This is a genomic window from Bacteroidia bacterium, assembly GCA_026932145.1.
GTDB lineage: Bacteria > Bacteroidota > Bacteroidia > J057 > JAIXKT01 > JAIXKT01.
This window is the reverse complement of the sequence record JAIXKT010000039.1, coordinates 9,088-35,697: the sequence shown is the minus strand read 5'-3', so window position 1 is coordinate 35,697 and position 26,610 is coordinate 9,088. Positions and strand designations below refer to the sequence as shown.

General features: G+C 38.1%; 22 protein-coding genes. 11 read left to right on the top strand and 11 right to left on the bottom strand.

The window, feature by feature from the left end; genetic code table 11:
• Window positions 1-410: 410 nt before the first annotated feature.
• The gene (locus LC115_09005; GenBank protein ID MCZ2356807.1) at window positions 411-1,973 is read right to left on the bottom strand and encodes an ABC transporter substrate-binding protein; all 1,563 of its coding nucleotides are present in this window, start codon (window positions 1,971-1,973) and stop codon (window positions 411-413) included.
• Window positions 1,974-2,080: 107 nt separating this feature from the next.
• A complete protein-coding gene (locus LC115_09000) occupies window positions 2,081-3,757 on the bottom strand; it encodes a cytosine permease (GenBank protein ID MCZ2356806.1) in 1,677 nt (558 codons plus the stop codon).
• Window positions 3,758-4,032: 275 nt separating this feature from the next.
• Here LC115_09000 and LC115_08995 point away from each other — a divergent pair, with 275 nt between their 5' ends.
• The 5 genes from LC115_08995 to LC115_08975 all read left to right on the top strand — a co-directional run bounded on the left by LC115_08995 (window position 4,033) and on the right by LC115_08975 (window position 11,539).
• Entirely contained in the window at window positions 4,033-5,250 is a 1,218-nt protein-coding gene (locus LC115_08995; protein ID MCZ2356805.1) for a GHKL domain-containing protein, read from the top strand.
• A 9-nt stretch (window positions 5,251-5,259) separates the two neighbouring features.
• Window positions 5,260-5,658, top strand: a complete 399-nt coding sequence (locus tag LC115_08990) for a response regulator (protein MCZ2356804.1) — start codon at window positions 5,260-5,262, stop codon at window positions 5,656-5,658.
• A gap of 152 nt (window positions 5,659-5,810) precedes the next feature.
• Window positions 5,811-7,088, top strand: coding sequence for a hypothetical protein (locus LC115_08985; GenBank protein ID MCZ2356803.1), 1,278 nt, complete (start codon window positions 5,811-5,813; stop codon window positions 7,086-7,088).
• A gap of 63 nt (window positions 7,089-7,151) precedes the next feature.
• On the top strand, window positions 7,152-9,230 hold the full coding sequence (locus LC115_08980; protein MCZ2356802.1) for a penicillin acylase family protein: 2,079 nt from the start codon (window positions 7,152-7,154) through the stop codon (window positions 9,228-9,230).
• A gap of 89 nt (window positions 9,231-9,319) precedes the next feature.
• On the top strand, window positions 9,320-11,539 hold the full coding sequence (locus LC115_08975) for an HDIG domain-containing protein (GenBank protein ID MCZ2356801.1): 2,220 nt from the start codon (window positions 9,320-9,322) through the stop codon (window positions 11,537-11,539).
• A gap of 13 nt (window positions 11,540-11,552) precedes the next feature.
• Here LC115_08975 and LC115_08970 read toward each other — a convergent pair whose 3' ends face one another.
• The 7 genes from LC115_08970 to LC115_08940 form a co-directional block, all read right to left on the bottom strand.
• Window positions 11,553-12,176, bottom strand: a complete 624-nt coding sequence (locus tag LC115_08970; protein ID MCZ2356800.1) for a superoxide dismutase — start codon at window positions 12,174-12,176, stop codon at window positions 11,553-11,555.
• 100 nt (window positions 12,177-12,276) lie between these two features.
• Entirely contained in the window at window positions 12,277-13,518 is a 1,242-nt protein-coding gene (locus tag LC115_08965) for an alanine dehydrogenase (GenBank protein MCZ2356799.1), read from the bottom strand.
• Between the two features lie 87 nt (window positions 13,519-13,605).
• Window positions 13,606-14,490, bottom strand: a complete 885-nt coding sequence (locus LC115_08960; GenBank protein ID MCZ2356798.1) for a nucleoside phosphorylase — start codon at window positions 14,488-14,490, stop codon at window positions 13,606-13,608.
• Complete coding sequence (locus LC115_08955) at window positions 14,487-14,996, bottom strand: ferritin (GenBank protein MCZ2356797.1); 510 nt, start codon at window positions 14,994-14,996, stop codon at window positions 14,487-14,489. The genes LC115_08960 and LC115_08955 overlap by 4 nt, the downstream gene beginning before the upstream one ends.
• 74 nt (window positions 14,997-15,070) lie before the next feature.
• The gene (locus LC115_08950) at window positions 15,071-15,655 is read right to left on the bottom strand and encodes a thymidine kinase (protein ID MCZ2356796.1); all 585 of its coding nucleotides are present in this window, start codon (window positions 15,653-15,655) and stop codon (window positions 15,071-15,073) included.
• Between the two features lie 2 nt (window positions 15,656-15,657).
• Entirely contained in the window at window positions 15,658-16,566 is a 909-nt protein-coding gene (locus LC115_08945; GenBank protein MCZ2356795.1) for a hypothetical protein, read from the bottom strand.
• A gap of 34 nt (window positions 16,567-16,600) precedes the next feature.
• Complete coding sequence (locus LC115_08940) at window positions 16,601-17,863, bottom strand: MFS transporter (protein MCZ2356794.1); 1,263 nt, start codon at window positions 17,861-17,863, stop codon at window positions 16,601-16,603.
• Between the two features lie 134 nt (window positions 17,864-17,997).
• On the opposite strand from LC115_08940, the gene hppD reads away from it, so the two are divergent.
• The 5 genes from hppD to LC115_08915 all read left to right on the top strand — a co-directional run bounded on the left by hppD (window position 17,998) and on the right by LC115_08915 (window position 23,579).
• Window positions 17,998-19,125, top strand: coding sequence for a 4-hydroxyphenylpyruvate dioxygenase (hppD, locus tag LC115_08935; GenBank protein ID MCZ2356793.1), 1,128 nt, complete (start codon window positions 17,998-18,000; stop codon window positions 19,123-19,125).
• Window positions 19,126-19,166: 41 nt separating this feature from the next.
• The gene (locus LC115_08930) at window positions 19,167-19,721 is read left to right on the top strand and encodes a hypothetical protein (GenBank protein ID MCZ2356792.1); all 555 of its coding nucleotides are present in this window, start codon (window positions 19,167-19,169) and stop codon (window positions 19,719-19,721) included.
• Between the two features lie 17 nt (window positions 19,722-19,738).
• Window positions 19,739-21,247, top strand: a complete 1,509-nt coding sequence (locus tag LC115_08925) for a glycosyltransferase family 39 protein (GenBank protein ID MCZ2356791.1) — start codon at window positions 19,739-19,741, stop codon at window positions 21,245-21,247.
• A gap of 80 nt (window positions 21,248-21,327) precedes the next feature.
• Window positions 21,328-22,812, top strand: coding sequence for a T9SS type A sorting domain-containing protein (locus LC115_08920; GenBank protein ID MCZ2356790.1), 1,485 nt, complete (start codon window positions 21,328-21,330; stop codon window positions 22,810-22,812).
• Between the two features lie 167 nt (window positions 22,813-22,979).
• Window positions 22,980-23,579: a hypothetical protein gene (locus LC115_08915; GenBank protein ID MCZ2356789.1), complete on the top strand. Its 600-nt coding sequence runs from the start codon at window positions 22,980-22,982 to the stop codon at window positions 23,577-23,579.
• A gap of 50 nt (window positions 23,580-23,629) precedes the next feature.
• On the opposite strand, the gene LC115_08910 is transcribed toward LC115_08915, so the two are convergent.
• Both LC115_08910 and LC115_08905 read right to left on the bottom strand, forming a co-directional pair.
• Window positions 23,630-25,252 (bottom strand): DUF1524 domain-containing protein, encoded by a 1,623-nt coding sequence (locus tag LC115_08910; GenBank protein MCZ2356788.1) that lies wholly within the window; start codon window positions 25,250-25,252, stop codon window positions 23,630-23,632.
• Window positions 25,253-25,270: 18 nt separating this feature from the next.
• On the bottom strand, window positions 25,271-25,930 hold the full coding sequence (locus LC115_08905; protein MCZ2356787.1) for a phosphatidylserine decarboxylase family protein: 660 nt from the start codon (window positions 25,928-25,930) through the stop codon (window positions 25,271-25,273).
• Between the two features lie 205 nt (window positions 25,931-26,135).
• On the opposite strand from LC115_08905, the gene LC115_08900 reads away from it, so the two are divergent.
• Window positions 26,136-26,610: hypothetical protein (locus tag LC115_08900; GenBank protein MCZ2356786.1), on the top strand; the 475-nt coding region annotated here is incomplete at its 3' end.

Below are 26,610 nucleotides of genomic sequence, written 5' to 3'. Positions count from 1 at the left end.
ATAAAATGTCTCTAAAATATTTAGTATAGTTTAATTTCTGGGGATACTATTGGTTATAACTCAGAAAGTATGAAAGCTATGATTTCATTGGTGAATCATTATTACAATCATAGTATCATAGTTTTCTGTTTTCTTGGAAAAGCAAGTAGCCCTCCTGATAAATCTTCTGTTTCTGGGGTCGTAATGAGTTATTTATATTTGTTTTTTAGATATTTTTGTGTTTCAACAATAAGGGCAAGTAACCCTTAGTTTGACTTTCGGCATAAGCGATAGAGTTAGTCCTTATTCCCCAAAACTTCATCATACTTTCTGAACCACAACCTAAATTTTTGGGTCGGGTTATTTTTCAAGTAGTAGAAAGTAAAAAAGTTTAAATCGCTTCACTTTCATTTTTTCTAAACCATAGCCAATCATCTTTTTATTGGTTTTTGCTTGCGTACTTTTTTTAAAACAAGTAAATTGATTGGATTTACAGATAATCCGGTAATATTGGGTTGGGTTAATCTCAGGATTTTGTCATAATAGAGAAATATTGCAGGGCAGTTTTCTATAATAATTTTTTCCTGCTGTTGGTATAATTTGATTCTTTTTTCAAACGATGTTTCGTTTAATGCTTGCTGATACAGGGAATCAAGGTTTGGGTCTTTAAAGTGGGTTGTATTTGGGCCTTTGGGGGCAAAGTTTGGGGAGTAAAATAATGCTAAATAGTTTTCTGGGTCGGGATAATCTGCAATCCAACTGGCGCGCCACATAGGAACCTGCTGTTTCCCCAGTTGTTCCCGCAGGGTAGCACTTTCTAATAAGTTGATAGTAGTTCGGATTCCGATGTCGGCTAAGTTTCGTTGGATAAACTCTGCCATTGCCAAGTAGTTTGGGTTGGTCGCAATCGGAAAAACCGGTAATCCTTTTCCCTCCGGATAGCCTGCTTCTTGCAATAATTCCTTTGATTTTTCTGGGTTGTATCGGTATCCAACGACGGTGCTGCTATCAAAGCCCGGCATTCCCAAGGGCAAAAAACCAGCATGAGCCGGAGTCCCGATTCCATTCAATAAATACCGCACAATTCCCTCTCTATCAATAGAATATGAAATTGCTTTTCGTACCAAAACATTTTGTAATTCGGTATTTTTGGAGGTATCGTTTTGCAATATTGCCAAGTATTCTGTGTTTAATTGTGGGGATATGGTTATCTGAAACCGGTTTTTAAATGCAGGCTGAATCTCGCCGTTGCTGCTCAGTAGTTCATCTTTGAATGATGGGTCTAAGCCGTTATGAAAGTCAAAATTACCTCGGCAAAACTCATGAAAAGCAGTTAGTCGGCTTGGGATAAACCGGACTTCTATGGCTGATAGATAGGGGATTCGCTGATTCTGCTCAACCTCAAAATAATGTTCATTGCGCAATAAGATTAATTGTCTGCTTTCTTCCCAATATTTGAAGCAAAATGGGCCTGTCCCTATTGGGTTAATTCTAAAATCTTTACCAAATTTTTCTACCGCAGCTTTAGGAACGATGTAAGCATAAGGCATTGCTAATAAAGATAATAACGGTGGAAAAGGCTTTACTAATTCAATGATAAATGTAGTGTCGTTATCTGCACGGAAGCCGCTAATAATATTTTCTTTACCTTGATAATATGCTGAAAACCCCTGAATTTTATCCTGAAATATCCAAAGTCCGGGAGAAGCAGTTTTGGGGTTACATATTCGGGTAAAAGAATATACTACATCGTGGGCAGTTAGTTTTGGAGGAGTGCCTTGCCAAATGGCGTGTTCATGAAAAAAGACATCGGAGCGTAATATAAATTTATACCTAAGTCCATTATCCAAAATTTCCCACCGTTTAGCTAATAGCGGAACTATTTGCAGACTGGAATCTAACTCTACTAAGCCGGAAAATAACTGGGTGGTCATCCATGTTGTGGCTTGGTCGCGGGCGTAAGCCGGGTCTAAAGACGGCAGATTATACGGCATATTAAACCGAAATACCCGCTCATCTTGATTCGTAGTATTTTTACAACTATATGAAAAACAAGATATTACTGATATAAAAAATATTTGGAAGCAGTATTTTAGCCGTTTCATGTTTTCGGTTGCTGAATTGTCTTCTGCATAAGCCACCAGTAAATAACTGCTGCGCTGATGCTGCCGCTGAACCAAGAAACTTGATATAATACTTGCAACGGAGCAAACCAATATCCTATCAGAGCGATGAAGACTCCAATCATATTTGCCTTTAAGGCGGCAATATTCCAGCCATTTTGGTACCAATATTGACCTTGTTTTTGGTATAGTGCGTCTATTTGCAGGTTTGTTTTGCGAATAATCCAATAATCACAGAGTAAGATTCCCAATGCGGGGCCAAGTGCTGCGCTGATTATCAGTAAGATACTGCTGATTTCAGAAATCAACCACCAAGGGCAGGCTAAGATTCCCAAGATAGCGGCTATCAGCCCCGCTTTTCGAATAGGCATTTTTCTACCCCAAAAATTAGCAATTGCATTAGCCGGTGCGATGATGTTTGCTGCAATATTGGTACTTAAAGTAGCTATCAAAATCAATATTTGTGCAACGATGATAACAACCGGAGAGTTAATCTTAGCTATCAATGAGACGGGATCCCAAGGAGCATCTTGGGCAAAAAATATATCCTGAAAAATAAGCACTGCCGCATAGGTTACAAAAATTCCAACAAAAGAATACAAGGTCATGGTGGTCGGTAAACCGGCTATTTGGCCATAAAATTGGTCTTTTTGAGAATATGCAAATCTTGAAATATCGCTGATACTCAGTGCCATAGTTGCCCAAAATCCAATCATTGCGTTTAGCCACATCAGATATTCCCAAACCGAAGTTTGCGTAGATATTGTATTGGTCTTTTGGATCGTAAACCATGAACTTTGGCGGGTAGTATCGTAGCCGCAGACTTGAACGGCAATTTCATGCTGAAAACGTTCAGCCGGTAACGTGATTTGGGCATTTTCGGCAATCGGCTGCCAAAGAGTTGTTTGTTGATAATTATCCTGTTGATATTGAACCCTAAACTGGGTAGCCCGGTTTTTACCAGATTCATTTTTGAGCAAATTTAACTGCAATGTTGAATCTGTTAATTTTGCAATAGGCTGTTTTTGAAAAAGATAGCCAGCATCTAACACCTTAGAGAAGCCTCCGGCATGTTGCCAGCCCCAGCCGATTAAGACCATTCCTAACACCAACAGAACCGGTGCCGAGATGATTTCTAACCACTTAATACTTTCTGTTCCTTTCCAGATAAAATAAACATTCATACACCAGAAAATCCCAAAGGAGATGAATTTAGAAATGGTTAGGCTGCTTTCAGTGGGTAATCCAAGTATAGTGGTAATGATTGAGTCTATGGCTAATCCGCCAACCCATGTTTGGACACCGAACCAGCCGCAGGCTACCAAAGCCCGCAAGAGTGCCGGTAGATGAACGCCCCGATAGCCAAAAGCTGCCCGTGCCGCTACCGGAAACGAAATCCCAAACCGAGTACCTGCATGGGCATTCAAGGTCATCGGAAATGCAATAACAATATTAGCCAACGCAATGATTAACAAGGACTCCCACCACAAAAGCCCTCCCTGAATCATATAAGAACCCAATAAGTACGTTGGAATACAAACGGACATTCCAACCCATAATGCTGCCAAACTCCACCAACGCCACGTCCTATCCGCTTGCCGAGTAGGCTGCAACTCAGGCGAAATATCAGCCTCAAAAGCCGTTTCCTGATTCATTTGGCTAAATTACAAATACTTGAAAGCTAAACAATAGAAAATATCACCCAAACAAATGACGTAATCATAATTATTACTTGAACGCAGTTTGCTGCTTTTCAAAATAAATATTCATACTCCTTGCTAAATCCTTTGTACAACCGATGTTTTTACGGTAGTTTCTGATTTTGTTTCAATAGTTTTTAAGCTACGACTATTTTTTTTAAAATAAATTATTTACAGAAATAACATAGGAAAGCATTTTAAACTTAGTTATTTTTGCCCACTTAAAGAATATGTTGCTTCACAAGCTTTTACAGAGACAAATAAAAAAGAATTTAGGGGACTCTCCCAAAGTTGCGCAGAAATATGAGCCTCTTTTTGAAGCAATTAGCGAGACATATCAGCATTATGAAGAAACCCAAGAACGCTTAGAGCGTTCTATGGAAATCAGTGGCAAAGAACTAACAGATGCTAACCAAACCTTAGTTACCCAAAAAATTGAGTTAGAAAACGCCTATGAAGAATTAAAAACCACTCAAAATCAACTAATTCATATTGAAAAGATGGCTACATTAGGGAATTTGGTTGCCGGAATTGCGCACGAAATCAATACTCCTATTGGCGCAGTAAAAGGAGTAGCTAATTTTCTATCCCGTGCAATTCCAGAAATTGTAAGTAGCCAAAAAGCAATCTTTGAAGCATTAACGCCAGAAATCGAACCTTACTTTGAAAAATTATTATCTTTTTGCAGTAAAGATTGGATACCCGTTTCTACCCGTGAAGAAAGAGCCCAGATACAAGAAATGACGAAACTCTTTCAAGAATGGAACATCGCCGAAGCTACAACCTTAGCTCCAAGGTTTGTTCGGTCAAGAATCACGATTGATGAAGTAGCTCAGGTAAAACCGCTTTTACTATCCCAAAATACCCTAATACTCGCAGAATACGCAACTAACCTCGGTAGAGTTTATGCAAATATCCACAATATAGAAGTTGCCGTAGCCAAAACCCAGAAAATTGTATATGCCTTAAAAAGCTACTCCTACAAAACAATAGACGCAGACATCCCAACCGAATTTAGTATTCAAGAAAATATTGAAAATGTACTCACTATTTATCAAAGCCAACTAAGGCAAGGAGTAGCAGTTTCTATTGATTTTAACCACCAAGTTCCTAAATTAAGTGGTTATCCTGACGAACTCAGCCAAGTCTGGACAAATTTGCTGCACAACTCTTTACAAGCAATGCAAAACAAGGGTAAAATAGCCATTTCTACGAAGCAAGAAAATGAAAATATCTATATTTCATTTTCAGATAACGGCCCCGGAATTTCACCAGAAATTATCAATCGCATATTTGACCCGTTCTTTACAACTAAACAGCAAGGCGAAGGAACAGGATTAGGGCTAAGCATTTGCTCCAAAATTATCCATAGACATAACGGAACTATTAACGTAACCTCACAACCCGGAAATACCTCTTTCCAAATTGTTTTACCAATACTAAATTAACCTAAGCTAATGGCAAAGAAAGTAATCCTGTGTGTTGATGATGAAAAAATTATCTTAGATACCTTACTTGACCAAATGTACGAAGCTTTTGGAGATAATTTTGTATATGAAGTAGCCGAAAGCGTTGATGAAGCATGGGAAGTAATTGATTATCTGAAAGAAAGTGGCTTAAACCTTCATCTTGTGATTTCTGATTGGCTAATGCCCGGAATAAAAGGAGATGAGTTTTTGATCAATATACACGAAAGATATCCCCAAACTGCCAAAATTTTACTCTCCGGCCAAGTTGATGACGCTGCCGTCCAAAACGCCTTTGACTATGCTAATCTATATGTTTACCTAAAAAAACCTTGGATAAAAGAACAACTGATTACAAAAATTGAAGAATCTACTTCAATCCTTAAATAAGTTTTTCTAAACCCCAAATTTTTATCTTAAACCCAAAAGAGGCATCTGGCTTACGGCATTTATAGCAGATGCTATAAACGATAATTTTGTATAATAGTGAAATTGACTAATTTACACAATTTGGTTTCTCTAAAACCAGTACTTTCGTGGCTATGAAATTAGTATCCAAAAATATTACCACTATAATCAGTTTACTATTGCTATTTGCCTCCTTAGTCTTTTTGACCTTAAATAGGCATAATAAGGCTGAGGTTTTTACCTACCACAGTGAAATTTGGGCAGATAAGGCAGGATACTACATTTATTTACCGGCATTTTTTATCTATGACTTTCAGGCAGAAAAACTACCTGCGGAAATTGAAGCCAAAACCGGTAAAGGATTTTTGGTTCAACAAGGAAAAATTAAAACAAAATATAGCTATGGAGTAGCCTTGATGCAACTCCCTTTTTTTATAGGCAGCCATATTCTGGCAAAATTATTACATCACTCGCCGGATGGATTTTCCCTGATTTATCAGAAAGCAATTGACATAGCTGCGGTATTTTATTCATTTTGCGCTCTTATACTTCTGTTTAATTTTCTAACTAACTACGTAAAAATCCGCACTGCATTTTTATCAATATTATGTACCTATTTGGGAACCAATATTTTGTATTACTCAGTAATAGATACCGGAATGTCGCATATTTATTCTTTTTTCTTATTTGCAGCATTTTTAAATTTATCAAGAGATATTTTTGAGCCAAAGAAAAAAACAACATCTGCTATATTATTTGGCTTAGTTTCGGGTTTAATTGTTGCCGTTAGGCCAATGAATATTATTTTTTTACCTTGTTATTTTATCGTAACTAACGTTCAATTACGTGATTTTAAGCTATACTTAAATCGCTTCATAATTGCTTTTATAGCAGGTTTGTTTGTCTTGATTCCTCAATTTATTTACTGGAAATATGCCTATGGTCATTATTTGGTGTATTCTTATGAAGCAGAAAGTTTTATCAATAAATATAATCCCAAGCTACTGAATCTCTGGTTTTCAACGAATAATGGACTGTTTATCTTTAATCCGATGGTGATTTTGCTTGTAATTGGGGTTATTGGAATTTGGAAGTTACGTTTAAAACTGTCTTTATTAATGGCGGGGTACTTTTTGCTGCTATCCTACATTTTTGCTTCGTGGCATGACTGGACCTACGGCTGTTCTTATGGTTGCCGGCCTTACGTAGAATATTACGCTCTTTTTTCACTTCCATTCGGGATTTTTATGGATAAACTTTCTAACCACCGGTATAGGATTCTATTATATTCATTACTTTTTATTTTTATTGTCTATAATTTAAAGTTGATTTTTTCTTATGATGGTTGTTGGTACGGTGGCAATTGGGATTATACTGGGTTGATTAAATCGCTGTTAGCACCTACAAAGTAGCCTTTTGTATTCCAAAAGCCTAAGTGCTTTGAAGAAACAATATTTTTTATGTAAGTTTGGCATGTGAAACCAATTTACTTATTTTTCCTTACAATAGCTTTTTATTCAGTTAGTTATTATAGCTATTCACAATCTATTGATGTTAAGAGTATAACCATAGTTCGGGATAGTTTTGGCGTTCCGCATATTCATGCGCCTACGGATGCCGGTGCTGCATACGGCCATGCTTGGACTCATTGTGAAGATGACTTTAACCGGATTCAGCACATGGTTGCTTTGGCAAAAGGAAAACTCGGAATCTTAGAAGGCAAAGAAGGAGCAGGTTTTGATTTCTTCGTTGCCTTTATAAAAGCCCGAGAAACCGTTCGGGAATATAGAAATTTATTATCACCGGAATACGAAAAATTATTAGCAGCCTACACCGCCGGAGTAAATGACTATGCCCAAAAGCACCCCAAAGAATGGCTATTACCCAAACTCTTTCCGATAGAAGAAGAAGACATTTTAACAGGAACTTACGCTGTACTGGTAGGTATGGTCGGCACTGGTAGTGCATTGCAATGTATTTTGAAAAACAAGCCGGATGACTTTGTTTTTTCCCCTCAGTTAGGCTCAAACGGCTTCGCCGTAAATCAAAATAAAACGACAGATGGAGCTACTTATCTGGCTATCAATCCGCATATTCCGGTAGATGGCCCTTTCGTTTGGCATGAAACTCACCTGATGAGCGATGAGGGGTTGAATATCTTAGGTGGCGTTTTCCCGGGTGCAGTAACCCCCGGATTAGGAACTAACCCCAACTTAGGCTGGGCTACTACCTTTAACTGGCCGGATTACGTAGATATTTATCGAATGGTAATTAACCCGAAAAACAAAAACCAGTACAAATATGACGGCGTTTGGAAAGATTTTGAGGTTAGAAAAATACCCTTAAAAGTAAAAATAGCCGGAGTTACCATAAAAGTTCACAAAAAAGCCTACTGGTGTGAGTACGGCCCCGCAATTAACAACAAAAAAGGAATCTTTGCCCTCCGTTTTCCACACGGTAGAATTATATTATCCAGCCAGCAATGGTATGAAATGGGAAAAGCAAAAAATCTATCTGAGTTCAAAAAAGCCCTAACGCTACAAGGAATCCCGCTGTTTAACTTCATCTATGCGGATAAAGCCGGCAATATCTTCTATAAATTTAACGGATTACTTCCCAAAAGAAACCCTAACTACAACTGGGTAAAGGCTTTACCCGGTGATACTTCGGCTACAAAATGGCTTGATTATTACTCTATTGACGAACTTCCTACGGTAGAAAACCCTCCTTGTGGACTGATTTACAACACCAACAACTCCCCATTTCACGTAACCTGCCCAGAATCTAACCCGGATTCTACCCGCTATGACCACACCTGCTCTATGGACTGGAATCACCAGAATAACAGAGACTTACGGTCAAGAGAACTATTATTGACAAACCAAAAAATTTCATTCCAAGAATTTGAACGAATTAAGTATGACACCAAATATCCCAAAAATGGAGGAATGGATAAAACCTTTGAAGTTATTCGGAAATTAGACCCCAATAAATACCCGGATATTCGCGATGCAATAGAAATAGCTCAAGGCTGGGATATGAGTGGTGATGTAAACAACAAAAATGCGGCTATCGTAACGTGTACATTTGCGCCTTTATTTAAAGAAAAAAAGTTAGTTTTCAAAGATGTAGAAGAAGGAACTATTCTTACCGAAGCAGAAATTGTCAATAGTATGCGTCAAGCCCAAAAATGGCTTTTAGCTCATTTTAAAACACTTACACCGGAATTTGGGATGCTGCAAAGGGTAAAACACGGAGACCAAACTAAGGCTATTGCCGGATTACCGGAAGTCATTCAGGCAACATACACCAAGCTAAACCCCAAAGGATTTTATGAAGTGATTGGCGGCGAAACCTACATTCAATTGGTAAGATTTACCGAAAAAGGCCCAGAAATCAGCTCAATACTTCCTTTTGGGAGTTCTTGGCATCCCGATAGCCCACATTATAGCGACCAATTACCATTGTTTTCCCGAAACCAACGCAAACCCATGACCTTAGATAAAGAAACTATCTGGAAAAACGCCGTCAAAAAATATCATCCCGGAGAATAACGATTTGTTTTTTTTCAAAATCTATTCCCATAGCTTTTTATTGAAAATCTAAACCAAACTACTTACTTTTGTGTGGAATATTATAGATAGTGAGTTCCTTACGGAAAATTTTATCCCGAATAACCAAAATCGTTGATTTACTAAACCAGCACGAGGTTCGTGGTAGGTGGATTTTATCCATTATCTTTATCTTAACTATTTCGCTGTTATTACCTCGTGGCAGCAGAAATATTTTTCATTTTGAAATTGGCAAAGTATGGCAATCTCCGGATTTAGTTGCACCCTTTGATTTCTCTATCCGAAAAGACGATGCTAGCTATGAGCGTGATAAACAAGCAGCCTTAGAAAGTGTTTATCCGGTATTTATTAAAATTCCAATACAAATAGAGCAAAATCGAGCCCAAATAGACCATTATTTCCAAGCACTGATTCAGATACAAAAAGACTTAAAACAAGGACTATCAGAACATGAGGTTGAAAAACGGCTAAATTTAAACATACCAACTATTGATATTGATGACTTTAAAACGGTTATTTCGGCTTCGTCTAACCCTGAATCCTTATTAGATTCTCTCCGAAAAAAATCCCTTGAACTCTTTGATAATATATACGAAGTAGGCTACATTGATGTCCCAAAATCTGAACTAAATGGCTTATTTGCATCCCTACGAATCATAGAATCCCACGAAAAAGTTGTAGAAATAGCTTTATTATATGATAATTTTAAAATCGAAAAAGAGATAAATACCACTATTACCTCAATTAATTCGCGAGCTGCTCAATTTATCCAAGAACTTTTACGTAAATATTGCCAGCCAAATTATTCCTATAACCAAGTTTTATACGAAGAAGAGCGCCAAGTAGCCATCAATGCAGTATCTAAATTTGAGGGAAAAATTCATAAAGGACAATTAATCGTAGCTAATGGGCAAAGAACAACCGCAGAAATGGGATACATATTGCGTTCTCTGGAGAACGAACAAGAGTATAGAAGTGGCCCATACAGCGTTTGGCTTTCTTTTTTAGGGCATCTAATATTGGTTACAGTTTTAACATCCCTTTTGTTATTGTTTTTATTTACAAGTCGTTACGAGGTTTATCATCAAAATAATCGCTTGATTTTTATCTATGCAACGCTATTGCTAATGACTTTAATCTTGATTGGGATTTCTCAGCTCACACAGGTTTTTGTTAAGGACTTTAACATCAATCTATTTTATGCTGCGCCGCTGTGTATAGCCCCCATTATGATTACCATTTTTTTGGATGAGCGCATTGGTTTTTTTGCGAATACTTTTGTCGCCCTATTGGGGGGAATTATTATTTCAGGCGGCTTTGAGTTCTTTTTTATACAAGCCTGTGTAGGAACAGTGGCAGTTTATAATTTAAAGGTACTTAGTAAACGTTCGCAGCTATTCAACCTATCATTCTTGATGATTCTGGTCTATTGTCTTACTTACCTTGGATATGAACTTTATATACATGGACGATTTTCAGCTATTAATTATTCAAATCTGGTTGTTTTTGCCTTAAATGTTATTTTAACCCAAACAGCCTATCCTATAATTTATCTTTTTGAAAAAATATTTAGTTTTACATCAGATTTAACATACATAGAGTTATTAGATACGAACCATCCCATACTGAGAGAGTTAGCTATTAAAGCTCCCGGCACATATCAGCATAGTTTGCAGGTTGCTAACATTGCGGAGGCTTCTGCTCGCTGCATCGGTGCAAATAGCTTAAAGGTAAAAGTTGGCGCATTATTTCACGATATTGGGAAAATGAATAATCCCGAGTATTTTAGTGAAAATCAACAAGGTGGCTACAATCCGCACAGTTATTTAAGCCCGCAAGAGAGTGCAGAAATTATTATCAGCCATATAGCTGACGGCGTAAAAATAGCCCAAGACTATAATATGCCAACCGAAATTATCGAATTTATCCAAACACACCATGGAACCTCCCGCGTAGAATATTTTTATCGTAACTACATCAAGAATGACACAGGGGTCGTAGTTCCAGAATATTCTTTTCGCTACAAAGGTCCCCTACCAACTACTAAGGAAATGGCTATCTTGATGATAGCCGATTCTGTTGAAGCTGCCTCCCGCGCCATGAACAACCCTACGGCTGAACAAATTGAAGAGTTAGTCCAAAAAATTGTGTCTTACAAAATTTCTGATAATCAATTAGTTGATTCAAGTATTACATTTAAAGAACTTTCCAAAGTTAAAGAAGAAATTTTAAGGATAGTTCTAAATATTCACCACAAGCGGATTCAGTACCCGGATTTGGTAAAGGCTTAGTAATGTGCTTTTATTAAGATTTAGCAGCAAAGAGATTTTCCGCAGCCTCCCAATTCACAATATTCCACCAAGCATTGACGTAATCAGCCCTTCTATTTTGGTAATTTAGATAATATGCGTGTTCCCACACATCTAAGCCAAGAATGGGGGTTCCGCCTACTTCTGCAATATTCATAATTGGTGAATCTTGATTTGGGGTAGATGTTATTACCAACTCTCCATTAGGTTTACGAATTAGCCAAGCCCAGCCGGATCCGAACCTACCCATAGCAGCTTTGGTGAATTTATCTTGAAGGCTTTCAAAAGAACCAAATGTATAGTCAATAGCTGAGGCTAATTTACCAACGGGTTTTTTAGTAGAAGTTGGAGTTAGGATACTCCAAAAAAATGTATGATTCCAGTGGCCTCCACCATTATTTCGCACAGCAGTACGAATACTTTCCGGTAAAGCCTGAATATCAGAAACTAAGGTTGCTAAATCCTGTTGCTGAAGCTGCGGATGAGCCTCCAATGCGTTATTTAAGTTTGTGATATACGCATTATGATGTTTGCTGTGGTGAATCTCCATTGTACGTGCATCTACATAAGGTTCTAATGCATCGTATTGATACGGTAAAGACGATAAAGAAAATGACATTTTTTGTTTAAATTAATCTTCAACCTATACTACAATCGAGAAACGTGTTTAGTTCTATTTTATATGTTATACGGCATAAATTATGCCATATATTCTGAAACTATATGTTGGTTGCAATCAATAAGTCAATGTCTTTATATTCTGAGCCGATATGAGTTGCTAAGGATCGCTGGGTAATATGCCTAAGATAGATATAAAGGCCGCGTCTTATGGTGGAATCTTGAGCAATGACTCGGGTTATTCCTCCGGCATTTCCGATTTTTAGAATGAGTGGGCCTAAAATATTACTGATTGCTGCGGAAGCTGTTCTGGCCACACGCGATGTGATGTTTGGTACACAATAATGAATAACTCCGTGTTTGATAAAAGTAGGTCTGGCGTGGTTAGTGGGTTCACTGGTTTCAATGCAACCGCCTTGGTCTATGGAAACGTCTATGATTACTGACCCGTTATCCATAGAACTCACCATTTCTTCGGTTACGATATGCGGCGTTCGTTGGCCGCCTTTGTGGATAGCTCCAATCACAACATCTGAGTTTTTGATAGCTTCTGCAATATAATCTTGTTGGGTAATGCAGGTAAATACTTTTTGGCCGAGTTCATGCTCTAACCGGCGTAGCATGTGTACTTCTGAGTCAAAGACCCGCACAAATGCGCCCATACCCAAAGCAGTGCGGGCAGCGTTAATACCAACATTTCCGGCACCAATGATAGTTACACGGGCAGGAGGTACACCGGTAATTCCCCCAAGTAGTAGTCCATTCCCTTGAGTATTTCGCGATAGCAACTCCGCCGCTATCTGGATAGAAGCAATGCCGGCTATTTCGGAAATCATACGTACAATAGGTAAACTACCATCCTCACTTTGCATAAACTCAAATGCGATGGCTGTAATGTTCTTGTCAATCAGTGCTTGGATATATTCTCGCTGAGTTGTGCCCATATTTAAGGCAGAGATTATGATTTTGCGTGGCTGCAAAAACTCTATTTCTTTGCTCGTTAATGGTTCTATTTTAACGATAATATCTGCAGAAGTATATAGCTGTTCTTGTGTGTAGCAAATGACGGCTCCTACTTCGCTGTAGGCATTATCTGGAAAATTAGAGCCTACTCCGGCATTATGCTCTACATAAACTAAGTGTCCATTTGCTACAAGCACCCCAACAGACCCCGGCGTTAGTGGAATCCGCATCTCTTGAAACGCTGTTTCTTTAGGAACACCTATTTTTAAGGGAGTTCGGTCGCGGGATATTTTGAGCGGCATTTCAACCGGAATAGGCAAAAATGCTGGTGATGAAAAGGCCGGCTTTGACTGAAACTTAGAGTAATCAAACGTATCCATATTCCAAAAATACAAAATAATCCATACATTTTTTGAAAAAATAGTTTAATTTTAGCAAAAAATGTATGGATTACTAATTTAAAGTAATTACTGGATGATTGAATTTAGGCCGACTTCGATGAGGCGGTCAATGGTAGGTGCTGAATCATGAAAGAATTGCTTTAGCTGCCGGTTTGCTAATATCATGGAAAGCGAAGCTGCTTGATGCCCTAAAAGTCTGCTCATCAATAAGATGCCGGCAGTCTCCATTTCGATATTCAAAAATTTTAGTTCCCCAAAACGAAACGTGGATATATTTTTGGGTATATCGTCGAGGCGTGGTTTCAAGCGGAGTTGGCGAGATTGAGGGCCATAGAAGCCGTCTGCTGTGAGCGTAATCCCCTTGAAGTGGTCGCCGGCAATGCTAAATTGTGCTGTTTTCCGAACAGAATACGGCGTTATAAAATCAAACTGAAACTGCTGTTGTAAAAACTGCCGAAAGCTGTCATTCAGTTGCTGCTCATCTGATTCTGAGTTAAGACAATAGTAATAAGCAAGACCATCTAAGCCGCAAGCATATTCACTAAGCACAAAACTGCCTAACGGCACTTCGGGCTGAACACCCCCGCAAGTCCCTAAACGTAATATCTTTAATTGTGTATGATTCGATTTTAGCAAGCGAGTTTGAAAATCTATATTTACCAACGCATCTAATTCTGTAATAGCAATATCTATATTATCCGTTCCCATTCCGGTAGAAAGTACCGTAACTCGGTGGCCTTGATACATCCCGGTATGGATAACGAACTCTCGCCTACTCATTTTAAATTCAATGGAGGAGAAAAACTTAGAAACTTTGGGTACTCTTTCGGGGTCTCCTACCAAAATTATTTTGTCAGCTAATTGGTCAGGAACTAATCCTAAGTGATAAATGCTACCGTTCGGGTTGATAATCAGCTCGGAAGGCGGAATCGGGTTTTCTGTTAAGCTCATAGGGCTGGTTTTTGAAAAGTTCTTCTACTTAATTCTTCGTTTAGCAAATATAAAGCACTGGAATTATCGGCTACCATTTCTATTTTTTTGAGGATATTTTTTACCGTAGCTTCTTCTTCAACCTGCTCTGTTACAAACCATTGTAAAAAGGTATGTGTGGCAAAATCGTTCTCTTTTACGGCTTGCTGAATCATTTTGTTGATTGATTTTGTTACTTTTTTTTCATGCTCCATTGTGATTTCAAAAACGTTTTTGATTGATTTAAAGCCGGTTTGGGGAGCTTCTATGGCGCGTAAGATGAGTTTGCCATCTACGTCATGGAGGTATTTAAATTGTCTCATGGCATGAAAGTTTTCTTCTTCTACCTGAACTAGGAAAAAGTTTGCAAATCCGTTGAGTTCTAAATCTAAAAAGTAGGAGGCCATTGATAAGTACAGATTGCAGGAATATAATTCATTTGCAATTTGCTCATTCAGCATTTCGTGAAGTTTATCGCTAATTTTCATTAACAATTAATTTTTCCAAAGATAATACTTTTTGTTATTAGCAAAAAACCAAATACTGCTTAAAGAGTTGGTTTTTACAATTTATTTTTCGTTTCCATTTCTTTCAGGTAGGCTTTTCGGGAGAGTGGTTCATAGATGTCTTGTTCTCCCAGGACGACTTGTTCGTTTAGGGCTGTTTTTCGGAAGGAGTAGTGGGCGAGCTGGCCTGTTTTGGGGCAAATTGCGTGGACTTTGGTAACAAATTCGGCTATAGCCATCAGGTACGGCATTTGCCCGAAGGGCTTACCCAAATAGTCCATGTCTAAGCCGGCGATAATTACTCTTTTTCCGTTATTTGCCAACCGGTTAGCTACATCCACAATTTGTTCATCAAAGAATTGGCCTTCGTCTATGCCTATTACTTTGGCGTTACCGGAGAGCATCCAAATTTGCTGGGCGCTGGTAACTGGCTTGGAGGGTATGCGGTTGTTGTTATGAGATACGATGTCTTCTTTATCATAGCGGATGTCAATAGCCGGTTTAAACAAAACAGCGGGCTGTTTGGCTATCTGTGCTCGGCGCATCCTACGGATAAGCTCCTCCGTTTTGCCGGAAAACATACTCCCGCAGATTACTTCAATCCAGCCGGTTTCGTTGTCATTATGCCATTCTGGATACATTGTTAAATCCATTTATTTCGTTTAAACCAACTGAAAATGATTACAGTAACTAAAACCATGATGAACCAAATAAAACCATAACCCCAAGGTTGCTTGAGTTCAGGCATAAATTCAAAGTTCATACCGTAAATCCCCGCAATAAAAGTTACCGGTAAAAAAAATGCAGAAAAAAGGGTTAAGACCTTCGTGATTTCATTAGAATGGTGGCTGGATATAGATAGATACATATTAACTAACTGGATAGAATCTTCTTTTAGCTCATCAGATTTTGCAAGCAAATGATCGGTTTCCTCTATTAAATTGTTATAAACTGTTGATTGAAAGGGATATTGAGTGTTTATTTTGTGGAGGCTGTCCATTGTCATGCGCAAAATTCTGCGGATAGCATTTATTCTGGAACGAAATGTATATAATTTTTCAACGACAGCCAGAGATTGTTTGGATTGAAAAATTAAAGATTCAGTTTCCTCTATAAAGGTATCTGCAAGGTTCAAAATAGGCTCATAGGTTTCTAAAATAGCTAAAAAGATGCTTGATAAAATATTTTCAGGGGAAACCTTAGACGTAATATCATTTTTTTTCTGCCAGCTTTCGATAAAGCTATCTAAAAAAGGTTGCTTACTCCGGCGAACGGTAATTAAAAACTGGTCATTCCAGATGAATACTATTTTGCGGGTAATAGACTGAACAGTATAGGCATCATGAGGGGCATTTTCATCCACAGCCCGAAAAATACTAAAAAACAAAGACTCCGTTCGCTCAAACTTGGGAAGATGATGCGGTGCTAAAATGTCTTCTATCAGTAGAGAATGAATTTTGTATCGGCCACCAATATCCTTTAAATCAGAATCTTGTGGGTTAAAAATATCTATCCAACTGAAATCTGAGCTTGAGTATATTGTTTGAATCATTGCCGAAATTAGCAGTATTTCAAAAAAGGAAGTATTACTTTTTATCAACAGTTAAAGCTGAATCATTACCTTCAAGATAGTTTAAGTCTATTCCAAAGGTTTCTCTCATCTGCGATAATGCCCACAGCGATAATGCAAATACAACGATTGCTACTCCAAGGGCAGAAAGTACCAAGTCATATTGTAAAGTATTTCTAAATAAGTTGAATAACAGTGTGATAGGCACAACTGCACCGCGCACAAAGTTGGGAACGGAGGTGGTTACAGTAGCCCGCAGATTCGTGCCAAATTGTTCCGAAGCTATGGTAACGAAAATAGCCCAATAACCGGCACATAAGCCAATGACAAAATACATCCAATAAAAAGCATCACTGCTTACGCCTCTTAGGGTTAAAAACCAAGCTATTGTTAAAACTGAAAGCAGCATATAGAGCAAAACAGCTTTTTTACGGCTTTTAAGAAATTGGCTCAGTAGGCCACAGATAAGGTCGCCAAGGGCTAAACCGGAATAAGTGTACATGATAGCAGTGCCGGTTTTGACTTCCCCCTGAATTTCCATAAAATGCCCAAACTCAGGACTTAACGTTACCAAAATTCCTACGGCATACCAAATAGGTAAGCCAATCAAAATACAAGTTATATACCGTTTGACACGGTCTTTATTAGAGAAAAGTAATCGGATACTTCCTTTTTGGACAGTGTTATGCTGGTGTATTTTCTTGAACATATTGGATTCAGTTACGCCGATTCGTAAGAGCAGCAGTATAACGCCCATAACGCCACCGATGACATAACAAGTTCTAAAATCGTAATTATTACCAATATATCCGGCTAAGATTGCGCCTAACAAGCCAACTGTTGCTACTATGGTTGCGCCATAACCGCGATGTTCTTTCGGCATAACTTCGGCTATCAGTGTGATTCCGGCACCCAACTCACCGGCTAACCCAACGCCGGCAATAAACCGTAAAATCGCATATTGAGGCACATTTTGCACAAAAGCATTCAAAATATTAGCTACCGAGTATAGAAATATTGAGCCAAATAAAACCGATAATCTTCCTCTTTTATCACCTAAGACACCCCAGAGCAGCCCGCCGCATAATAATCCAATCATCTGCGCATCCATCAGCAGAATCCCTGTATCCGTTAATCCTTTACCGGCTATTCCGATGGCTTTTAGGCTTTCTACCCGAACGATTGCAAATAACACTAAGTCGTAAATATCCACGAAGTAACCCAATGCCGCTACAATAATAATTGCGATAATATTTCGGCTCAAACGTTCCGACTCCATATCTGCAAACCTACACAAAATTACACTAAAGAACTGCCGTGCGTTTAAACAATAAAAAGTTGCTATTTAGAATCGAACTAAACAAAGTTGGGGTCTTGTAAAGATAACATCGCTTTTGTGTGTAACTTTGCGCTATGGAAACGCTTAGACCAGATTCTTCAAATACACTTAATCACGATTTTTTGCCTATAAACGGAACAGATTACGTTGAATTTTATGTAGGAAATGCAAAGCAGGCATCATATTATTATCGTTCAGCCTTTGGTTTTCAGGCAATTGCCTATCTTGGCCCGGAAACGGGAAATCGGGATAAGGTATCTTACGTGCTTCGGCAGGGCAAAATAACATTGGTTTTAACAACTCCATTAAGCCCGGATAGCGAAATTGCCCAACATATTCATGAACATGGAGACGGCGTAAAAACCATCGCAATGTGGGTTGATGACGCTACTGACGCTTTTCACCAGACTACAAAACGCGGCGCAAAACCATATCTTGCACCTACTAAACAAACTGATAACTTCGGCGAAGTGGTTTTATCAGCAATCCACACCTACGGAGAAACCTTACACTATTTTGTAGAAAGAAAAAACTACCAAGGAGTATTTTTACCCGGCTTTGTCGCTTGGAAACCAACGTATAACCCGCCCTCCGTTGGCTTACTGTATGTAGATCACTGCGTAGGTAACGTTGGCTGGAATGAAATGAATATCTGGGCTAACTTCTATGCGCAATGTATGGGCTTTAGCCAAATAATTTCTTTTGACGACAAAGATATTTCCACAGAATACACCGCCCTGATGAGTAAAGTTATGTCTAATGGCAATGGCAGAATTAAATTCCCCATCAATGAGCCGGCAGAAGGAAAGAAAAAATCCCAAATAGAAGAGTTTATTGAGTTTTATCGAGGGTCGGGCGTTCAACATTTGGCTTTGGCTACCGATAACATCATAACGACTATTCAAGCACTCAAAAGCCGTGGAGTAGAGTTTCTGGAAGTCCCCGCCTCTTATTATGACTCCCTAATTGACCGCGTAGGAAATATTGACGAAGATATTAAAATCCTACGTGAACTGAAAATATTGGTAGATAGAGACGATGAAGGCTATCTTTTACAGCTATTTACAAAACCCGTAGAAGACCGTCCAACACTATTTTATGAAATTATTCAGCGAAAAGGCGCTAAATCTTTTGGAAAAGGAAATTTTAAGGCACTCTTCGAAGCCATCGAAAGAGAACAAGCACTACGTGGAAACCTCTAAGAACGAAGAAACCCTAAGCATTTCTAAAATCAATAATAGTCTTGGAAAATAACGAAAACACAATATCTATTCAGCAAGTCAACCAAAATATCTCTGATAATAGCAATATCTTAGTGGAAACTTCTTGGGCGGGAAGCGCTACCTTAAAACAGGCTTTGGCTGTTCATCAAGTAGTAATCATTCACTTTTTAAGAGATTTGGGCTGCATTTACTGCCGAGGGTTAGTTGATAGATTGTACAAAACTGCGCAGCAAAAGCAGAATTTACCTCCATTGCTATTTGTTCACTTTGATAGTGTATCAAACGGGCAGGCTTTTTTTCAAGAACATTTTCCGAATTCATTACATATCGCTGATACAGAACAAAAATTGTATCAGTTATTTGGAATACAAAAAATAACTTGGGCTTCATTTTTAAATTTCAAGATGTGGCTGACGGGTATCTCTTTCTTCTTAAAAGGCTATTTTCCCAAAAAGCAAACCGACCCTTCCATATTATCTGGAACTTTTTTGCTGAAAGAGGGTAGTGTTATTTGGAAACACTTAGCACGCTATCCGGGAGATGATACCTTGTTTCCAAGCATAACATCCAGATAAATTGCTTATGTGGATGGATGTTAAACATCAGATATTTATTGGGCAAAGTTAGTTATTACCATACAGCTTTAATCGGGATATTGCTTGTTTTTGCAGGGTTATCCATTATTTTGCCTTGGGGTTATGATGATTCTGGGCATTTGCTGGCGGCTATAACGCTATCTAAAACGGGTATTTGGGGTTTTCCGGAAACCCCGCTGAATGTTATTCCCCATTCATTATTTGTTACCGTAGGTCCTACACTTCATTTTCCGGTAGCATTTCTTATCAAGATAGGATTTTTACCGGCTGTAGCTGCTCGGCTATGGGTTACTTTACATAGTTTTCTGATTATTTTTGTAGCATATCTATTCCGCCGTTCTAAGTTAGATATAGTAGTTTTGGTGATTGCAGTGCTGCTATTTTCCGTTCAATTTTTAAACTATGGAGCACGTTATTTAGGGGAAATTCCCGGCATAGCTTACCTCTTATTAACCGTTTGGGCGTTCTCTCAACCTAAAAAAATATATTGGACGGCGACTATTTGGGGAGTTTTATCAATATTTTCTAAAGAATATTTTTTGTTTCCATTATTTGGCCTAGCACTCTTTCGGTGGCTATTTTGCTCAGGCCGTAGCAATCGTGAACTATGGGTAATCACCTCTTGGATAATTGCTTGGATTGTTTTTTATATAGGATTGTTTGGAACTGATATAGCTACTTTTTTAGAATACTGGCAAAATAAATTTGGCTATAAAGATGAATTTTACACTTTTTCTCTAAGTTCTGTACATTTTTTATTGTTTAAACCGGTACTTATCTTTGGAACGGCTGCATTATGGGTAGAATATTGGGCACAACGCAAAATAATCATTCGGGATTTAGCTGTAATACAAACTTTATTGGGATTAATGTTCTTATTATCAGCAGGCTATGACCGTTTTGGATTGTGGTTATTGCCGGCAGCAAGTATTGGTTTAGCACCTTGGTTACGGTTTCTAAAAAACTATCTATCAAATAAAAACCGGATAATCAAATATGTACTACTTCTTACAGTTTTTTTAATAATCTCTCAGCGAACACTTCCGATGATTTTACACTGGACAGCGTCCTATTTTTATGAGGGCTACGGTAATACAAAAGTCAAGTATTTTTTGGATGAAAAATTTAACTCAGTCAATAGTTCCGCGATTATCAATAATAACCCCAAAATTGTAACCTGCGAAGTAGAGTTAGTTTTAGGACTGAAAGATTACTTGTGGCAACTGCCAGTTTACCCGCCAATGGCAGCTCACCAACAGGCTTTTATCTTAAATTCTGGAGATTGGTTCATCTCTGGCCCCTTCTCAGAATCTGTATATTACTTAAAACCAGATAGTTCAAAGGCAAAACTTTGGATAAAAATTCCGATACAAGCCAAAACATTTTTCTTTACTCCAGAAGAAGAGTTTTATTCGATTTATCAAATAACCCAATCTTGTGTGCTTAACCCTTCGGCAAATGTGAAACAGACTTATCCAAAGATGGGTTCTAAATTATCTAATTAGTTAAGTTTCTGGCCTGAAAATCACAAATTACTTTTATTTCTCATAAAAGATAGTATATTTGCAATGCAATAAATTAAACTATGAGAAAATTACTTTATGCTACTACGTTAGCCTTGCTGACAAATTTTGCTTTTGCGCAGTCCGTTTTATACCAAGAAAACTTTGAGTCAGGTAACTCTATGGATTTGAATGTTGCCACAGTTGTGGACGGAAATTCAACAGGGACAGACTGCAACTCTTTCTATGTAAACAATGTATTTCAAGGAGGCACGTTTTTGCTATACGGTTTTTTTCCGGTAACGATTTCAGATACTCCTGACCAACCTTCCGGAATAACCAATTTCCCAAATAGTAATTACCTCCACATTACCAGTGATTTAGCGAGTTCTAACGGCATTGAAAATGCGAATTTTCAGGCAGTAGATGGTATGTTTTGTGCAACCGAAGGCTGGCATTTTGCAACGACTCCAGATATTAGCACCACAGGATACAGTAACGTTACGCTGAATTTCTGGTATCTGAATAATGGTTCAGCTAATTCCCGAGCAGCAGTTTACTATAGTTTAGATAACGGAAACTCATGGCTACCTTTTAGTGCTGATTATTATGGCGTAACAGATTGGACATCAGAATCATTAACAGACGCTTCTTTAGACAACCAACCGAATCTTCGTTTTGGGTTTTTGTTCGTTAGTTCTTCTGACGGTGATGATTCTCCTTTTTCTGTTGATGAAATTACCGTAACCGGAACCCCCGCAGCAGTATGCCCAACAGCAATCAATTTATCAACAAGAAATATTGGCACCACTGCGGCTACCTTAGACTGGGACTACCCTAATGGAACACTGACACCGGATAGCGTGTATGTCTATTTTCAAGTAAATGGAACAAGCCAGTGGTATCGTAGAAAATGGACTGATGTAGATTCCATTCGGATTTACAATTTGGTTGAAAACACAACTTACCGTTGGCGTATGCGAGTTTTTTGTGGCGGAACAGCAATGCCCGATGTATATGGCCAGAATTTTACCACTACATTTGTTTGTAAGCCCGTTAAAGGAGTGCAGGTTTCTAACATAACCCCAACCACCGCTACTATCTCTTGGACAAACTTTTCAGCTGCAGATAGTGCTTATGTAAGATACCGTAAAGCAGGCGGTTTATGGCTCCTTGGCAGAACAAACTCCAACACCCTAAACCTAACTGGCTTAAAACCAAATAGTTCTTATGAATACACAATTCGCCAATTCTGCCAAAACCAAATTAGCCTATGGACACAAACAGCAACATTTAGCACCTCAAATTCTAAAACAGAAAATACCGAAGTAGCTGTTCTGGCATATCCCAATCCGGCGCATGACTTCCTAACCGTACAATTTAATTCCAATGGAGTTTACCAAATTCAGCTTTTGGACTTGATTGGCCATGAGCACCTAAGCTGGGCTGGTAATGAAATAGGAGTTCAATCTTTAGGGTTAGATATTTCTACAGTTCCGGCAGGGGTATATTTCCTCCAAATAAATAACGGCACTGAAAAATTCACCCAAAGAATCGCTAAATACTAACAAAAATACAATTCAGCAGAATCGGCCACGTTTACGTGGCCGATTCTATTTAAAAAAAGCCCGTTATAAAAATGATTTTTTTAAAGTACTATTTTTGGGGCTATTTTATTTACAATTTAACTTGTTGCTATTGTTATGGCCAAAATAGTATTCAGCTTCGGGTAACTTTGGCCCAGAATAGTTGTATTTCTCATTACCAAAATCAAGGCTTAAATCACCTTAAATCACCTAAATTCGGCTGGAATACTACGGTGGGAGTTTTTCAAAAAATAGGTTCATTGGCCTATTGGGAGTCAGGAATAGGCGTTAACAATCTGCGTTTTGCCTTAGAAAATGATAGTTTAGTAGCTCAAAAGATGGGCTATCCTTTTCTGAAAGGAGCATTTGCAGCTTCACGCAATGAACTATCTTTTTTTGCTGGTTTGGGAATTTGTGCTGCAATATTCCCAAAATGGCAATTACAGGCTGGAACGGGAATTTATCTTGGACGCTTGTTAAGCCATGATGCAGCTTTTACCAGCATTGGCTTTGGCCGAAAGGATGCTGTAAAAGAACTACAAATACCGGATAAATCTACATTTGTTTTGATAAGTTCTTACTTATCAGCCAGTTTTAGTTACACTTACCAGCCTCGCCATACAATCGAATTTAATGCAGGTTATAGGCTTCCAATGTTTCCTACGTATCAGCTTTTTGGGTCTGATAATTTATTTATCCATGTAATTACTGTGGGTCTTGGCTACCGTTGGCAGTTGTACCCAAAATAACTTAGTGCAATTAAGCAACAGATGTTGTTTTCCAGCTATTAGAATGAAGATTAGTATCCACTACGCCATATTTGACAGGCAGTTTCGGCGAGTTCACGTTGGCGGTGAGTGATGATTGTGGGCTTCCAATCTTCATACTCACCAATTTTTTGGGTAGAAACGAAGTTAGATTGTTTGAAAGTTTCTACTTTTTCTTCAAAGCTATTTTGTTCATTCCAAGAGCTATCATATTTTTCGGTTAAGCAGAGATTTCCCAAACGATACATCCATTCTTCGGTATGGTGCTGAAATAGTAAATTCCATACAAAAGATGGATTTTCGGGTAAGATATGCTCTAAATAAACATTTTGGATAGTAGTATTTGGGTTTAGGTATAGCTCAATTTGAGTAAGTATCCATATTGCAATATCTGCGTGGGTTCGGGTATCAATAGTCCAGATGGCAAAATCATGGGTAAAAATTTCGTCCGGAACCCAAAAACGTCTTAGGCATTGGAAAACATCATACGCTTTAGAAAGCTTACCGTTTCGAATATCTAAGGCAATTTCAGCACAAGATTGCTCAAGTTCATAGGGATTTCTATGGCAAATAATACAATAACGCACCCCAATGGATACAATATTTTTAGCTAATTTATCAAATTCTTCCTCGTTAAGATGCTGTTTAGCAGCTAATAACAATGGTAACGTAGGATATAGCTTTAAGGTACGAAAAGCATGAGAAAAAGAATATCCCTTTTCATTAGTGGATTTTTTATAGCTATAAAAAGAAAAGTTTTGCATAGCTATATTTAGCTCTTGCAAAAATTCCAAAACTTGGTCAGCAGATAAACTTTGGCTGCAAAAAGTATCAAAAAACAGCTGTTTCCGAACGTAACTCCTTGAACTACACCAATATAATCGAATAAATTCGGTAAAACCAAAATTACTTAATTGTCCGGAAAGCTGCTGCCAGATTTGGTCTGCTTTAGTTAAGCTATCAGGGCGAGATTGGTCTAAAATAGTTAATAAATGGTTTTTTAATAAATCTGAAATATCCGCTTCTGTTCCTAAGCGAGATAGCAGGAAGTCGTAAGCATCACGTTGTCTTTTTACAGCGGTTATGCTAATAAAAGATTCATGCAGTATTCGCTGAATAAGGCTATCCATCAGGGAGCTATTAACGATTTGGAGTTTTAACCGTTTTAAGAAATACTCATAAAAACGATATAATAACTGCTCTACCGGTTTGTAGCGGGTTAAAGCGCCGGGATGCCCTTTTTTGCAAATGTAGGTATGATAAAACGGATTCGTATGTTGGTTAAATCTAAATTTAGGTTGCTCCGGAGTTCCGATGATATGCTGAATTTTAGCGACACGCTGTTTATTGCTACTAATATCCTGCCCAGCTTCAATCCATTCTTCTAATAACTGGGTAATAGCCCAACCTAATAGTTGAATAGAAATCAGTTTTTGTTGCCCATACAAAATAGTTAATCCAGCTTCCGTTTTTTCCAATAAAACTTCACCTAAATAGTTTGAATTACCGGTGTTATTTAGAAACCCAAACAATAAATCGTCAAGGTTTCCTTCTGACCAGATATAATCTCTTTGGTAAATCGGAACTTGAAAAGTTGTAGATAGTTCCCAAAAATCATACTGATTAAGTTGCTCTGAGGTAAAATGAAAACTCATAAATTGATTGTAAGTTTATTATTCAACTGTTGCTAAAATAGTTTGCCCGCCTACTGTTTTTTCGTTTAGATTTACCTTAACGGTTGCGTGTAGCGGGATTAAAATATCCATTCGGGAGCCAAATTTAATGAACCCAAATTCTGCTCCTTGTTGTACCGTATCGCCGGTTTTGATGTAATAACAGATTCTTCGGGCAACGGCACCGGCTATTTGCTTATAGGCAACCTGCATGAGCTGATTTTCCACAACTGCATACGTCCTTTCATTTTTTTCGGAAGATTTAGGATGCCATGCAACCAAGTATTCTCCGGGGTAATACTGAAAAAATTTGACTACTCCGCTAATCGGGTTACGGTTTACGTGCACATTGAGCGGCGACATAAAAATACTGATTTGCCGAACTTTCTGATTCAAAAAAACACTATCCATAACCTCTTCAAGAACAACAACTTTTCCATCGCAAGGTGCTAAAATATGCTTAGGATTCTGTACAACGGTTCGAGTAGGGTTTCGGAAAAAATTCAGGACCAAACCCGTCAGAACCAAGCAAATCAATGTAATAAGGTATGCTAACCACTTGTATGACGTACCGGTCGTTTGCCTGAATAGTAGGAAAATAATAGCTGCGCTTGCCAGAATACTTACAAAGACGTACCAATAACCCTCTCGGTGAATCATATCGGCAAACCTACATAAATTTTTGCTACCAAAAAAAGTCCACAAAACGATTGTAAAGTCTATATTTCAAGTTGTTTTTGGGGCTTCTACTTTTATGAACTCTACAAGCGATTTTGTGTTATTATACGATAGTGAAAAATAAACAAGACCAATATTTTGCATATTGGATTTTTTATTTTATTTTTGGTCTTTAATATAAATCATTATGTCATTTGCATTATATATTCCTGTATCAGAAAGTTTGACTGAGTTGAGAAAATCATTAAAATCATCGTCTTTAATGATGCAACCTCGCATCAAAATGTTGGTAGCGATGAAAGAGGCGGGCAGTAAAGGTATTTCTAAACGTGAGTTGATGGATACCATTGGTGCCAGCAGTCAAAGCATCCACAATTGGCGCACTGCCTACAAAAAAGGAGGTATGGACACCTTGCTACATAATGGTAGGAAAGGGAAAGCAGGAAAGCCATCAGTGTTCACCAAGGAAGAGCATAAAAAAATGGAAGAGAAACTGCATGACCCTAAAAATGGACTGGCAGGGTATATTGAACTCAAGGAATGGATAGCCAATGAGTTTAACAAGGATATTAAATACAACACAGTGCTTAAATATGCCACAAAGCATTTTGGGACAAAGGTAAAAGTAGCTCGCAAAAGCCATGTCAAAAAAAATGAACTAG